Source organism: Catonella massiliensis, assembly GCF_016651435.1.
In the GTDB taxonomy this organism is placed as follows: Bacteria; Bacillota; Clostridia; order Lachnospirales; family Lachnospiraceae; genus Catonella; species Catonella massiliensis.
In genome coordinates this window covers 2772595-2788566 of the sequence record NZ_JAEPRJ010000001.1, presented here as the reverse complement: position 1 = coordinate 2788566, position 15972 = coordinate 2772595, and the positions used below count along the sequence as shown (strand labels likewise).

At 36.0% G+C, this 15972-nt stretch carries 12 protein-coding genes; all 12 read left to right on the top strand.

Annotation, left to right across the window (positions count from 1 at the left end; translation table 11 throughout):
• Positions 1–64: 64 nt before the first annotated feature.
• The 12 genes from JJN12_RS12335 to JJN12_RS12280 all read left to right on the top strand — a co-directional run bounded on the left by JJN12_RS12335 (position 65) and on the right by JJN12_RS12280 (position 15941).
• Positions 65–1411 (top strand): ABC transporter substrate-binding protein, encoded by a 1347-nt coding sequence (locus tag JJN12_RS12335; RefSeq protein WP_208429972.1) that lies wholly within the window; start codon positions 65–67, stop codon positions 1409–1411.
• A 109-nt stretch (positions 1412–1520) separates the two neighbouring features.
• Positions 1521–2426, top strand: coding sequence for a carbohydrate ABC transporter permease (locus tag JJN12_RS12330; RefSeq protein ID WP_208429971.1), 906 nt, complete (start codon positions 1521–1523; stop codon positions 2424–2426).
• 2 nt (positions 2427–2428) lie between these two features.
• A complete protein-coding gene (locus JJN12_RS12325; protein ID WP_208429970.1) occupies positions 2429–3283 on the top strand; it encodes a carbohydrate ABC transporter permease in 855 nt (284 codons plus the stop codon).
• A gap of 23 nt (positions 3284–3306) precedes the next feature.
• Positions 3307–6129 carry an alpha-L-rhamnosidase-related protein gene (locus JJN12_RS12320; protein ID WP_208429969.1) on the top strand — a complete coding sequence of 941 codons (2823 nt, stop codon included), beginning with the start codon at positions 3307–3309 and terminating at the stop codon, positions 6127–6129.
• 218 nt (positions 6130–6347) lie between these two features.
• A complete protein-coding gene (locus JJN12_RS12315) occupies positions 6348–7064 on the top strand; it encodes a hypothetical protein (RefSeq protein ID WP_208429968.1) in 717 nt (238 codons plus the stop codon).
• Positions 7065–7194: 130 nt separating this feature from the next.
• Positions 7195–8544 (top strand): ATP-binding protein, encoded by a 1350-nt coding sequence (locus tag JJN12_RS12310; RefSeq protein ID WP_208429967.1) that lies wholly within the window; start codon positions 7195–7197, stop codon positions 8542–8544.
• A 76-nt stretch (positions 8545–8620) separates the two neighbouring features.
• Complete coding sequence (locus JJN12_RS12305; RefSeq protein WP_208430403.1) at positions 8621–9085, top strand: HpaII family restriction endonuclease; 465 nt, start codon at positions 8621–8623, stop codon at positions 9083–9085.
• 48 nt (positions 9086–9133) lie between these two features.
• Positions 9134–9574 (top strand): very short patch repair endonuclease, encoded by a 441-nt coding sequence (locus tag JJN12_RS12300; protein WP_208429966.1) that lies wholly within the window; start codon positions 9134–9136, stop codon positions 9572–9574.
• Positions 9575–9634: 60 nt separating this feature from the next.
• Complete coding sequence (locus JJN12_RS12295) at positions 9635–11257, top strand: NgoFVII family restriction endonuclease (RefSeq protein WP_208429965.1); 1623 nt, start codon at positions 9635–9637, stop codon at positions 11255–11257.
• Positions 11258–11376: 119 nt separating this feature from the next.
• Positions 11377–12357: a DNA cytosine methyltransferase gene (gene dcm / locus JJN12_RS12290; RefSeq protein WP_208429964.1), complete on the top strand. Its 981-nt coding sequence runs from the start codon at positions 11377–11379 to the stop codon at positions 12355–12357.
• Between the two features lie 14 nt (positions 12358–12371).
• Positions 12372–13310, top strand: coding sequence for a hypothetical protein (locus JJN12_RS12285; RefSeq protein WP_208429963.1), 939 nt, complete (start codon positions 12372–12374; stop codon positions 13308–13310).
• Between the two features lie 135 nt (positions 13311–13445).
• Positions 13446–15941, top strand: a complete 2496-nt coding sequence (locus JJN12_RS12280) for a glycoside hydrolase family 3 protein (protein WP_208429962.1) — start codon at positions 13446–13448, stop codon at positions 15939–15941.
• Positions 15942–15972 lie beyond the last annotated feature (31 nt).

Here is a 15972-nt window from a genome sequence, read left to right as displayed (position 1 = left end):
AGCTAAATAAAGTGAAATGTACTAAAATATAAATATCTTAAATTAACGGAGAGAAGGAGGTATTATGAAAAAAAGATTTGGAAAGATATGTGCATTTACACTTGTTTTGGCTACAATGTTACAAGCCTGTGGAAGTAATGGTGAGACTGCTTTGAAGAAAACTTCTGCAAAACCTTCTGACAGCAGCAAAGTAGAAAGTAAGATTGCCACTGGAAGTACCGAAAAGGAAATTGGAGGTAAACTAGTTGTATGGGAACATGATGCATCATTTGAAGATGCTCTCAAAGATGTTATAGAGGGCTTTCAGGAAAAATATCCGGCAGTTGAAGTTGAATATTCGATAAAAACATCTGACCAGTATTACAACTTGTTGCAAACGGCAATGCAGGCAAACGAATGTCCTGATTTGTTTTGGACAAATGGACAGGCAACAACAAATTTCCAGGCCTATATAGATCAGGGTTTAATGATGGATTTGACAGATAAAGTTGATTTTAGCTTATATGATGGAACTCCAGCATTAAAGATTGTTACAGGAAAAGACAGGAAAATCTATTCTACCCCAACCGCTGAAACAGGCGGTAGAGCAGTATTTTATAACAAGGAGATTTTTGAAAGTAAAGGATTTAAAATACCTAAAAAATTTTCAGAATTTGAAAAATTACTTGCAGACATATCTAAAACAGAATACACGCCTATCTCAATAGGAGCTACTGATCCTTGGAATATTCTATTTATTTGGGAGCCAATTTTAGCCGCTACTCATTTAGATTGGATACAGGAGTACGAAAAAACAGGATATGCAGCTGTTAATGATCCGCGGGTTGTTGACGCTTACAACAAAATGATTGAATGGGGTAATAAAGGATATTTTGGTGATAACTGGACAGGTATAAGCGGTCAGGGAACCAGTCTAGCGTTCTCAACAGGTAAAGCGGCAATGTATATAGGTGGAACTTGGAATATTTCTACATTTAAGGAGAATAATCCTGCACTAAAGTTTGGTGCGTTCCAAATACCATGTGAAGATGGTCAAATACCTTTTGTATCAACAAGTTCTTGTGGATTGGGTGTTTCCAGTAAAACAGAAAACCCGGAAGCAGCTATTGCTTTTGCAAATTATTTTGCAAGTCAGGAAGGACAAAGCAGATGGTTGGGAACTCTAGGTGCCATTTCCTGTGTACCATCCATCAAATCCGATCAGGAAGTTGTAAATGACATTCAAAGTAACTTTACGGTTCAGGCTACAAGTTATTATGACATTCTAGGCAAAGAAGCAGGAAAAGGTGACTCTCCTTGTAACTTGTGGGAAGAGGATCAGTGCAAAATCTTTACTGGTGGAGAATCGGTGCAGAAGTTTGTTGATTCTTTACAGGCACTATGTTTGACTAAGGAAGAAATGAAAAAATAAGTCAAAAAAGTAAGGTGAGAACGCAGGAATTTATAGTATGGCTTTGCAATACATATGCATTGAACATATGAATTCCTGCGTTTTTAACGGCAATGGAGGATAAAAGTTAATGCAAAAAAGAAAAAAGGTGACTGCGTACCGATGGTTTATTGCTCCAGGATTTATATTATACACCGGTTTAGTGATGGTTCCTATTGTATGCTCTATATTTTATAGTTTTTTTAAATGGAGCGGTATTGGCTCAATGGAATTCGTTGGTATTGATAACTTTAAGTATTTATTGTTTGGAGAAAGGATGGCCGGTATATTTTTTAATGCATTAAAAAATAATTTCATTTATTTATTATGTGTGCTCGTTATTATAACTCCTATCCAAATATTTACAGCATATATGTTTTTTGTAAAAATACCATTCACCAGATATATTCGTACGATGATTTTTGCACCTTATGTTCTTAGTACATCAATAGTTGGATTTTTCGCATTACTTCTTTTCGAGGGTAATATTGGAATATTAAATGAATTTATTGCCAAAACTATAGGGCAACAGTATACAAGAGCATGGCTTGGTGATGATAAAGTGATGTTTACGGTATTCATATTGATAATAATATGGCAGTGTGCAAGCTCGGGAACAATGATATTTTTTGCAGATATGCAGGCGACTCCAAAAGAAATAGTTGAGGCTGCAATAGTTGACGGATGTAGTGAGTGGAGCTGCTTTTTCAAAATTATATTGCCTGGGATAAGAGCATCAATGGTAACTAATATTACATTGAGTGTTATCTATGCAATGACAATGTTTGGACTGCCATATGTTTTGGTCGGCACATCAGGTGGAGTTAATAATCGACTTGATTTTATAGCAATGGTTTTTTATAGATACGCTTTTGGTGGTACATATTATGGAACAACTGATATTGGGTTTGGTTCTGCGATTAGTGTGGTAATGTTGATAATTATTGTGATTGTTTGGTCTATTACTAATCAGTTTTTGAAAAAAATTAAGGAGTAATCATGAAGAAAAATTTGGAAGATTCAAGTGGAGCGGTTACCAAGAGTGGTTGGAAAACTGTAATATCAATAATACTAATTATATATTCATTAATCACAGTTTTTTTAGTAGGTGAAACAATAGCATCATCATTTAAAACAAAAATAGAATTGGTTGATAACCTAATTGGTTTGCCCAAAGAACCTACGCTAGCAAACTACTTTACTGTTTTTGTAAAAGAAGGTTTTGGAAGATACATTATGAACAGTATTAGTTTAGTGGCAATATCGCTAATTTTGTTAATAATCGTTTCTTCTATGTTGGCGTATGGTATGGCACAATATACATTTAAAGGCAAAAAGTTTTTACAGGCATATTTCCTGATTGGGCTTATGATGCCTGTTCAGCTTAGCATACTTCCACTTTATCTAATGCTTTCAAGGCTGAAAATGACAAATAGTTTTTTGGGATTAGCACTTTTATATGCGGCGAATCTCTCATTCTCGTTCCTTGTATTTAATCAGTTTTTTTTACAACTTCCACAGGCTATGATTGAATCAGCACACATGGATGGAGCGAGTGATATGTGCATTTTTTGGAAAATTGTAGTACCTATATCTAAACCGGTATTTTCCACTGTAGGGCTTTTACAGTTTGTTACGATATGGAATGATTTTTTTCTCCCAATGGTATTTTTACCTAAAAAAAATGCTCATACATTGACATTGGCAATATATAGCTATACCGGAAATTTCCTGAAAAATTGGGATAAAATCTTCGCTGCGGCTACTATTGCACTTGTACCTATTTTGATTATTTATTTTTTGTTTTCAGAGCAGATTGTTGCAGGACTTACTGCAGGTTCAACAAAAGAATGATACTTTACTAGAAAGGATATGAAATGATAATTGATGGCAAATGGATTTGGATAGATAAAAATCCAAATTGTGACAATAGAAGAGTATGCTTCTATGATGATTTCTATATAACAGACAAGGATTTACAATGTGAACTTTATATCTGTGCAACAGAAAAATACATGCTGTACATTAATGGTGTATTACAAGGATTCGGGCCAGCACGAAGTATGAAAGAAATAGGATACTTGGATTGTTATGATATCACCCCAATCCTTAATGAGGGAAAGAATGAAATAACAGTTGAGGTATGGAATTATGGTTGTTCAACATATCAGTCTATTTATGATAGTGGAAAGTTAATTTTTGAAATTAGACAGATGAATAAAGTGATATCTTCATCAGATGAAAATACCAGATGCATAGATGATAAAGGATTTATTTCGAATGCACCGAAAAGAAATGTAAATTTGGGATATTCAGACTACTTTGATGGGAGACAGTCTGACCAAAAGTGGTTAGTAAAACCGGCAGAATTATGCGGATGGGGCAATGCAGTTATTTGTGAAGGCGTAAAAAAAGAATTAAAAACATTATCTGAAAGAAAGAGAACTATTGAAAGTAAACGGCCAAAGAGAGTTGTCAGGGTTCAAGATGTTAAGAAGAACTGTAAAGTATTTACAGTTAATACAAGAAGAGCATTTTTTGGAAATAGAAAAGATGCAAATGAGACTAATTTTAATGCTTTTCTTGGGTGTATTATCATTAGTCCGGTAGCACAGAGCGGAAGGATTAGCTTTCCAAATCGTACTTGGAATGGTATTTTTGGAAGTTTTCGTATAGGGAAGAATGAATATAGTGTAAGTGATAGAAATAGAGATATTGTCGTAGAATTGCAAGAGGGTGATAATTTTTTCATGATGCAAATTCATGGAAAGTACGATGATTTATATAGTCACATAGAATTTAGGTTTGAAAATTATATAGTAATCAGGAGTACTGATCAGGAAAGCGGATTTTTTGTAATTGGTCCGACGTCACAAATTACGACAGTACAAGATGGTATACATGAAATTTTTGATGATATAGATTATTTTACCGAAAATGAAAAATATATTTTCTCCTGTACCTCAATAGAGGAATTAAAAGAAAAACAAATTAATATTAAGGCAATTGCAAAAAATGATGTAATGGAAGATGCCTATATTCTTTCTTTGTCCCGACTAGGCATCCCAATAAATGATTACAGTATTAAGAAAGACCTCCTGGGAATGATGTGGAGTGGCGATGAATCAACCACAATAAAGATACCCAAATCAGGCAATTATAAAAGAATTATTGTCGACTTTGGAAATATATATGTGGGGTACCTAAAATTTGTGATAAAAGCACCTCAAAATACAGTCTTGGACATTTATGGATTTGAAAATATGTATAGAGGAGAGCCGGATTACACTATTGGCTTAAATAATGGAGTACGTTATATATGTAAGGATGGATGGCAAATCTATACTTGTATGGCTAAGATGGGGATGAGATATGCAATGCTAAATATTTATGGAAATGAAGATGAAATTGTTCAAATTAGAGAATTTGAAATTATGCATGAGATGTATGCAGTAGCAAATAGGGGATATTTTGAATGTGACAATGAAAAACTAAACCGCATTTGGAAGATGTGTGAACAGACAATGAGAGACAGCGTGTCTGATGCTTATGCAGACTCTCCAACATATGAACAGGCATATTGGTTGGGTGATTCACTGGTTAGTATGAATGTAGGTGCATATATGTTTGGTGACTATGAATTTATCAGGCATAATATTATATTGGGAATGACTGCAGGAATATCGACTCCTTTAGGTAATGCTTTAACGCCTACAGACTGGATTGCGCCTATCCCGATGTGGACAATGAACTGGATTATTATGATTGAGGAATACATTGAACTGACAGGGGATAAAGAGATACTTAGAGAAGTATATACACGTATTAGAGAATATTTAAACTATTACAACAGTCTCCTAACGGAAGATGGTGGATTTCTCGTTAAATCTTGGAACTTAGTAGACTGGGCTCCAATGGATATATCTAATAATTGTGTATGCACAGCATACCAAGGTATTTTAGCACATTGTTTTGAAGTTGCAGCTAAGTATGCGAGAATCCTTGGAGATGAGGATGAGGGCAAGTTATTTGAAATGACTTCAAATAGAATGCGTACTTATTTATCGACAGTTTTATGGGACGATGAAAGGAAGGCATATAGAGATGGCTGGAGTCCAGTAAATGGGTTATCAAAAACATTTAGTATACAAACACATACTTTACTGCTTAGTTACTCAGTAGTAGAAGAACCTGAAAGAAAAGAGTTATTAAAAGGCTATATAACGAACAGACCGGAGGACTTTTTAGATGTTGGCTCGCCATTTTTATTATATTATTTGTATGGAGTTTTAGCTCAGATGGGTAACCTTGAAATAGTTATCAGAGATATGGAAAAGAGATGGGGAGAAATGTTGAGATATGATTCAACTACTTGTTGGGAGGTATTTCCAGGATTTTATGAAAATGCAAGAACCAGGAGCTATTGTCATGCATGGTCCTCTGCACCAGCATTGCTGATGCAGAAATATTTGTTAGGAATTAAGAGAGATGGGGAGGGATTTAAGAAGATTTCAATATGCTTACCTGATACTGATATAAGGTGGTGCCGTGGCAGTATACCTACACCTTTTGGTAATATAGAATCAACATGGGATAAGAATGATAAAGTATTTTTAGTACGTATCCCAGAGCAAATAGAAATAAATGAGGTAAAAGTGGAAGATTTTAATGTTATTGTTGAAAGAACTTTAAATGGATAAGATGGTTAGAGTTAATCGCCAGACCAACTAGAATACACAAATTTTATATTCTAGTGGTGTAAAATGTACATTTATAGTATAATTGACCTATCTTTAGAAGGATAGGTCATTTTTTGTGTAGTGTATTATATACTATGGACTGTATTTAACGGTAACAAGAGCAGTGAACACAATATCCATAGTGTATCATATAAAAGTATTTGATAATGAGGTAAGTTATGGAGGAGAAAGGCAATGTAGTAACCAAGTTAAAGAAGATTATTAACGCTAACGGGCTGGGTTTCTTAGGTAAAAATCCATATCAGACATATACAGAACTGATGAAAGATGGTGCTGTAGACAGAAAAACAGCCGGTGCAATACTGTGTTTCTTGGTAAACGGCCTATCTAAATATCTAGATTCCAAAAACGATATCACTGAATTAACTAAAATAATACAAGATGAATGTGGATTTAATGAAGATATATCTTATAGTATAGCAGAGATATTTGTTAATTTGTACTCAAAAGAGAATGTTAAAAAATGGAAAAGCAAAGAAAAAGAAGGACTAAAACAGTTTTTACATGATGAATTTACATATAAATGGACTGGGTTTACGACTTGGTATGTGAGTAATGTGAGCATGGACTGCCACTACCAAGCAGAAATAGTATTATCTCCAATCCAAGATGTAATCAAGGATAATGAACTTGCGCAGATGCTTGAAGCAAATCCATTTTTAAAAAAGAAAGCAATACGTGAATATTTTGAGAAAAAACTTAAGAATTATCTTGATGATCAGTTTAATGAGTACTGTACCTGTGAAGAGTATTATGAACCTGATGTAGAAGATTTTTATCTTGATGATTGTGTAGAAGAATGGTGTAAGATGAATGGATTTAAGTTTATATCCTGTGATGGTAGTGGATATGATGACGGATATGAGCCAAATTAGGGCTGCATTACTACCTGATTGGTACAAAATATGGAAAAGTGTCAAAGTAGGGGGATAAAAGTATTGGAAAACGTACAAAATTAGGGTATAATAATACCAGAAAACGCACAAAACAGTGTGGAGGATTATTATGCTAAAGAGAAAAATTGAAAAAGATATTGAAAAATGGATTGAAAACAGTGAGAAAGCTCTTCTCGTCTACGGGGTACGCCAGGCGGGAAAGACATTTATTATTCGTGAATGCTTGAAGAGGAATGAATGCGAATATATTGAATTTAATCTTATTAATCAGCCTGAACTTGTGGAGATTTTGAGAGATTCAACGGGAATAGATGACCTGATATTAAAGCTCTCGTTATATAGCGAGAAGAAGATAATTCCCGGGAAAACTATTTTCTTTTTTGATGAAATACAAAGATATAAAGAAATTGTGACCAAGATTAAATTCCTCGTTGAAGATAAAAGATACAGGTATATTTTATCAGGTTCATTACTAGGGGTAGAAATAATTAATCTCAAATCAGCACCTGTCGGATATTTGCAGACTCTAAATATGTATCCTATGGATTTTGAAGAGTTCTTGCAGATATTTAGCGTCGACGAGACTATTATAAATAACCTGCGAAATTGCTTTCTAACCAAGACGAAGGTAGATGAGATTATCCATAACAAAATTATGGAAATGTTTAACATTTATCTAATAATCGGTGGTATGCCTGCGGCTGTTGAAAGGTATCGTAATACTGAAAATATAGATGATGTAATGGAAGAACACAGGGCTATTATAGAGCAGTATAAGCTGGATTTTACGCAGTATGAGGAGGATAACCGTAAACTTATTATTACTCATATATATGAGCTTATTCCAGCAGAACTTAACGAGAAAAATAAGCGGTTTATGATAGCAGATATTAATAAAAATCTCCGTTATGACCGCATATCAGACAGTTTTGTCTGGTTATGGAAGTCTGGGGTAGCACTGGGAGTATTTAATACTACAGAGCCTACGATTCCACTTATGCTTAATGAGAAAAGTGCTTTATTCAAGCTATTTATATCGGATGTCGGTCTGCTTACCACAATCTATGGCAAGTCCTGTAAACTAAAAATTGTAAATAAAGAAAGCGACATCAACAAGGGAGCAGTATTTGAAAATGTGGTAGCACAGGAGCTTCATGCACATGGATATCCTCTGTATTACTATAACAGTAAAAAACTGGGAGAGATTGACTTTATAGTAGAACAGAGTGGCAAAACATTACCAATCGAGGTAAAAAGCGGTAAAGTATACAATAAACACTCTGCCCTTAACAATTTGATGAACACAAAGGAATACGGAATTGAAGAGGCTTTTATCTTCACAAATGATAATGTGAAGATAGAGGGGAAGCTTAATTATCTCCCTATCTATATGGTTATGTTCTTAAGAGATGAACCGATGGAGTTTGCTGATATAAGGGTGGGGAGGTATAGGATATAGAGTTATAAGAGGATAATGGGGTTTATAAAGGTGTCAAAATAGGGGGATAAAAGTATTGGAAAACGTATAAGGTGGCATTGGGGATATTAAATTCTGCGTAATTGAGCCAACTATTTTCAAACACAATCTGATTTTGATTGATAGTGGATTACCGACAATTATTGATAACCTGCTTTTTGCTATGCATCAGACGGGGATTAAAGAATGTAAAAAGCTTATAGGACTATTACAAGAATCTAATCCACTCATGTATGAAGATAATTGTATGTATGAATATAAATTGAAGAAATTCCTTTGCCTTTGTGCATTAGGTGTAAATCCTACGAAGAAGTGGATTAGAATTGACGAGGCAGCAGGTGGCTTCTTACTTGTAGCCTTAGAAAATGAAACTCTTGAATTTAGTATCAACAATCGGGATTCATTTGAACAAAATCTACTGGACATTACCACTTTTGAGGTAGATAATGGTGGTAGTACTATAAAAATCTTTGATGAAAAAGGAAAGGCTTGTGTTAGTGTTGGTTTGAAAGCGGAGACTTAGGAGCTTCAGTTTTAACGGTAAAAATGTAAGTAAGAGGCTTAATTCGTTATGGATAATCTAAATAAAGAACAAAGAAAAAGGAATATGCAACATATAAAATCAAAAGATACTAGCATAGAGCTAAAGCTATGTAAGGCGCTGCATAACTGCGGTATTCACTACTATAAAAACTACAGAAAGCTTCCAGGGAAACCGGATATAGCCATCACAAAGTACAAAATTGCTGTTTTTTGTGATAGTGAATTCTTTCATGGTAAGGACTGGGAACTGCTAGAGCAAAGACTTGCCAATGGAGAACATAGTGATTACTGGATTAGAAAAATCAGAAGGAACAGAGCTAGAGATAGAGAGATAAATGAACGGTTATTCTCCATGGGATGGACTGTAATTAGATTTTGGGGTAAAGAAATAAATAAGGATATTGATGGATGTGTTAAAGCCATTAAAGAACTGATTTGGGATAATAATACTAATTATTCAGATGACTAATAGAAATTTATAAACGGTTAATTAGTGCTAATGAATATATGATAAAGTGAGGTATAACTTATGTGGAATGATTTGCCAAGTGTTCAGAAAGACGCATATAAGAGATTGATACTGGCATTTGCAAGCCTAACGGAGATGTTTGCGCAAAAATCAAGTGAAAACGATAATACAGAATTAGTTCCTATAATAAATTCAAAATTTCAGGAAACAGCTTTTCAGAAATCATTTAAGGCTTATGCGGAAGATATAGGCAATACTTCTTATGACGTTTCGTTAGAGCATAATGGTGTAAAATATCTTGTAGGAATAAAAACCTTTGGGATAGCGTCAGGGGATCAGAAAGTTGCTCAGTTTAAAGCAAAGCATGACGATTGGGCTGAAATTATTGATGAAATAAAAACTAATGCAAATGGAGTAACTGATAAGCAAGTAATAAACTCTTTGAACAAAGATTTATACCTGAAATTAGCTAAAGGTATAGCAGAACTGCGTAATGCGAGGATTGAGTCGTCCTGTGCCAATACAAGGGGATTTAAGGTAGAGGCTGGTGATGAAGACTTGTGTTCGGTTTATCATGTTTTGATGCCATCAAGTAAAAATGAAAAAGCAAAAATCTACGTAGGAGAGACATCATACGATAAGATAGATATTGAAAAATTATCTATTATTGGCTGTACAAGCCCTAACAATCCAACGAATTTTTTGTTTAGCGATGGAAATCATGTATATAAGTATACATCCGCAGACAGCCAGTTACATATGAACTTTAAAAATAAAGATATAGTTTGTGATGAATGGGATGTAAAGTACGCTGATGATGCACATGATATTTTTGAAAAAATTGCAGATATGGTATATCCTAGACAAAGTGGTGCCAAGGTTAACGAAGAGGATAATGATTCGATAAATGCTGAGAATTATAGTGATAGGATAGTAGAAGAAACTTATTGCTGGACTATTTGGAATAAAAATAAGGAAGTGGAAATGTTCTCCGGATTTAACAGTTTTTTTGGTACAGGCTCAAAGATTGGGAAAGAACAAAGGAAACAGAGGATTGACAAGATATGCGATGAAAATATAGAACAAGTAGACAACAAGCTCCTTAATAAACTTAAGGCTGGAATGAGTGAGTATTTGTTGGACTCAGCCACATCTTCGGATGAAAAAGAACAAAAGGTGGTACTTAGAAGTTACTTGTCTGAACTATTAACGAAATCGGGGACACCTGAGCTTAAAAGACACGCATACAAATTGTTATATCGTCCAATGGATGAAATGTACATTCCAATACCAGACTCAGCAAAGTTTCATAAAGAACATCCTGATTTTTTTGGTCCTGGGTTCGGAAGACTAAAGACAGGAACTAATAAGCTTGAATTGCCAAAGGAGAAGAGGAGGTTCAATCTGGTATTTGAACCATCGGGAGATGTACTGCCTGCGTATATTACACAAGATAATGGAAAAGCAATAGAGTCAGTAGAGAAACAATCGTATTTAGGGGAGTGGATTCTTAGAGGAATATTCCAGTTGAAGGAATATGAGCCATTGACATCTAAAAGACTCATCGAATTAAATATTAATGGCTTAAGATTTACAAAATATAAAGGATCTAATGATATTCATGTGGAGTTTATTTGGATAGATGAGGATAATCCGCCAACTGGTTTTATACCAAGAAAGTAAAAGAAAATATAAAATTTTATATTTTCCTTTACTATCACTTCATTTTATGCTTTAATAAGAATTGCGGCGCGCCGCGATTTGAATAAAAGTATGTTTACTAAGATATAAGGAGTTAATATATGTTTAGGTGTGCTTCTTTTTTTGCGGGTGTAGGCGGAATCGACTATGGATTTGAGAGTACTGGCGCATTTAAGACTATATATGCGAATGAAATTGATCCGTATCCGGCTAAAACATTTGAGCTAAATTTTGATATTAAAGTAGATGTCAGGGATATTCATGAGGTTAAAAGCGAAGAAATTCCGGACTTTGATATAATGCTTGCAGGCTTTCCTTGTCAGGCTTTCTCAATAGCAGGATACCGCAAAGGATTTGAAGATGAGAAGGGAAGAGGAGAATTATTCTTCGAATTAACAAGAATATTAGAGGATAAAAAGCCAAGGTTTGCTTTCTTTGAAAATGTCAAAAATTTAGTTGGGCATGATAATGGAAATACATTTAGAGTGATATGTGAACAGCTTGATATATTAGGGTATAAGTATACATATCAAGTATTAAATGCTATGAATTATGGAAATATTGCCCAGAACAGAGAGCGCATTTACATAGTGGCTTTTAGAGATGAACCTGATTATGACAAATTCAGGTGGCCGCTATCAATCAGGCGTACAAGCACAGTTAAAGATATCATTGATTTTGAGATGAAGGTGGATGAGAAGTATTATTATACGCCGGGCAAGTATAAAGGGGAAATCTATGATGCATTGGCAGAAGCGATGAAGGACGATGATTCGAGTAATCCTGCAATTTATCAGTGGAGACGAAAATATGTCAGGAAAAATCAGTCAGGCGTGGTTCCTACTTTAACTGCTAACCAAGGCGAAGGTGGACATAATGTTTGCTTAGTAAAGACCAAATTTGGAATCAGAAAAATGACTCCTAGAGAATGTTTCAATGCTCAAGGTTTTCCTATAGAGTTCAAGTTACCTGAAGATATGAGTGATGCTAGACTGTATAAGCAGGCAGGAAATTCAGTCTGTGTTTCAGTGATAAAGAGAATAGCGGATGAAATGGCGAAATGTAGTTATGTTAAAGCATAATGGAGGATAAAACCATGGATTATGATGCAGGGGACTTAAAAATAGAGGGGAATAATTATTTTGTTCAATATACGAAAAACTTTAAGGCATATGACAAAATAACAGATAACGATAAAAACAAGTGTTTTGACTTTGCATATGACATGTCTTATGGCAATATAGGTAAACAACGAAATTCAAGGAGTGGAGGATCAGTTCATCGAACAAAAGGACAAATTTTTATAAATACTTTTCAAGGTAAAATGGCTGAATTTGCATTATATCGTTTTCTTGAAAACAAAAATATACAAGTCAATGCTCCGGACTTGAGGAAACATAAATTAGGAATATGGGATTCTTTTGATTTTGAGTGCCAAGGGAAAATAATTTCGGTTAAGTCCACAAAAAAATATGGAAACCTTTTGCTCCTTGAGACTAAGGATTGGAATAATAATGGAGAGTATATACCTAATTTGGGAAATGGAAACTCTAAATATGATTACACTGTTTTAGTTAGATTTAACCCAGATGGTGAAATGATTATGAGAGATAGTGGATTATTGCTGCAGAGAGAAGATGATATTCAATCAGAAATTAAGAGATTACTGATTGAAACTATATGTAATAAAGACTGGGAATACGACTTCCCTGGATTTATATATTATTCTGAATTAGTAAAAATGGTTAGACAAAAGAGGATAATTCCTAAAGGTGCTAAGCTTAATAAAAATGCAAAAATGGATGCAGAAAATTATTATTTTCAAGTGGGTAAAATGCATTCTATTATTGAAATGTATACAAGGGATATTAAACAAGAGACAGATGATAGGTTTAGATTTAAAAGAAAGTGCCCTATGTGCGGTGAAACGCTTACTTTACGACAAGGATATAGCTGGTTTTGGGGATGTGAAGGGTATAAAAGAGGTTGCCGATACAACGAGCAACTGGAAAAATACAAAGCTAACAAAATTTAATGTAGTTTGATTCAGAATATTGTCATATATAATTGGATAAGTACTGGAAAAGTGTCATTTTATACCCTAAAAATCATTGGAAAACGTACAATGAATATTAATAAAATCAACTAATGTAAGTCACAGGAGGCCACTATGAGAAAAATCAAAAAAAGAACCTTTACAGGAACCACAGACACAGCCGTTTCTGAGCGTGAGAAGCTTGGGATGGAGATTGCGAGGGAGGCAGCTGCAGCAGGCATTGTGCTTCTTAAAAATGAGAATAATGTTCTGCCGATTGAAAAAGGCAGTAAGATTGCACTCTATGGCATAGGTGCCGCCAATACATTTAAGGGAGGCACAGGTTCAGGTGATGTCAATGAAAGGCAGAGCGTTAGTGTGTTTGAAGGCCTTAAGAATGCAGGCTTCATCATCACCAATGAAGAGCAGGTAAGAGATAGTGTTAAGCTCTACAATAAGGCAAGAGAAGACTGGAGAGATGACATTCTTAAGAAATGCGAAGGTAAAGGCGGAGCAGAATTTTTCATCATTTACTCAACCAATCCATTTACACTACCTGAAAACAAGCAGGAGATTACAAAGACAGACACTGATACCGCTATCTATGTTATCAGCCGTATAGCTGGAGAAGGTGCGGACCGCCACAATAAGAAGGGTGATTTCCAGCTTACGGATGCAGAGGAAAAAGAAATCTCTGCCATCTGTGGCCTGTATGAGAAGGTAGTGGTTGTGCTAAATGCGGGAAGAGTCATGGATGTATCCCCTCTTGATAAACATCCTAATATATACGGAATCATAAACCTCGGACAGGCAGGCATGGAGGGAGGCAATGCACTTGCTGACATAGTATCAGGCGCTGTTAATCCATCGGGAAAGCTTACTGCAACCTGGGCCTATAAGTATGAGGACTATCCTAATGCGGCCGAGTTTTCGCATAATAACGGAAATGTAAATGAAGAATATTATAACGAGGGAATATATGTAGGCTACAGGTATTTTGACAGCTTTGACATACCTGTACGCTATGGTTATGGTTTTGGACTTTCTTATACCGAATTTTCCCTTGAATTCAAGGGTATTCAGGAAGATAAGGGAAGAGGAGTTATACTTGATGTAAATGTTAAAAATACAGGCAAGGTAGCGGGGCGTGAGGTAATTCAGGTCTATGCAGCCTGCCCGGATGAAAAACTTGCGAAAGAAAGAAGAAGGCTGGTTGCATTTAAGAAGACGAAGCTGCTCTCTCCGGGCGAGGAAATATGCCTCTCACTGGATGTACCGTTTGAAAGGCTTACTTCTTACAGCGAGAATGAGTCAGGCTGGTGCTTAGAAAAGGGATTATACGCTTTCTACGTGGGTAATTCTCTCACTGACTCGGCTCCCCAGGCACTTATGGAGCTTGATAAGGATGTAATCACCGAGAAGACAATGCATATATGTAAGCCTGAAAAGCCTGTAGAAGAGTATAAGGCTGACCTTAAGCTTGTAGAGGGAAGAAGGACAGAAATAAAGCGATTAGCAGGCACTCTGCCTGTAGTTAGCATAAAGGCTGAAAGCATAGCAGTAAAAGAGATAAAATATCTTAGCAATGAAGAGCTTGCGGCAGTAAAGGAGATGGAAATAGTCAAATCTCTTACTGAAGAACAGCTAAGAAGGCTTGCTACAGGAGATCCGGGAAGGGCACAGGAAGAATCAGCCCTTGGTGCGGCAGGAATCAGTGTTCCGGGCTCAGCCGCAGAAACTTCATTCTGCGCAGAGGATAAGGGTATAGCAGGAATTGTGCTGGCTGACGGCCCTGCGGGACTTAGACTTAACAGGTATTATTTTGTGCGTGACGGGAAAATGGTTCCTATTTCATTTATGTTCAGCCTCGAGGGAGGCCTGCTTGTACCTGATGTGGACAAAACGGAAGGAGAGCGTTATTTCCAGAACTGTACTGCATTTCCGGTGGGCACTGTACTAGCACAGACTTGGGATGAAGAGGTTGTGAAAAAGGTTGGGTGCCATGTAGCAAAAGAAATGGTTGAGCTTGGAGTAACTCTTTGGCTTGCACCGGGCATGAATATCCAGAGGAATCCGCTTTGTGGCAGAAACTTTGAGTATTATTCAGAAGATCCGTTCATTACCGGTAAGATAGCTGCTGCCATGACAGAGGGAGTGCAGTCTGTAAAGGGCTGCGGAACTACCATAAAGCACTTTGCCTGCAACAACAATGAAGATAACCGTATGGGCTGTGACAGCATACTTTCAGAAAGGGCTCTTCGAGAAATTTACTTAAAGGGCTTTGAAATCGCTATCAAAGAGGCACAGCCTATGGCTATTATGACATCCTACAACAAGATTAATGGTATCCACGCTGCCAACAACTACGACCTTTGTACCAATGCTGCCAGAAATGAATTTGGCTTTAAGGGAATGATAATGACAGACTGGGCTACCACCCACAATGGACCTGATTGTACGGCAGCGGGCTGTATGAGGGCGGGAAATGATGTGGTTATGCCGGGCTGTGAAAATGACCAGGTAAATCTTTCCACAGAACTTGCCTCAGGAAGTCTTAAAAAGGCAGACCTTGAGGCCTGTGTATCAAGACTTGTAAGATGTGTGCTGCAGTCTAATGAATATGTAGAATAGGCTAAAATACGTGCACACGCTAAACAAGAGG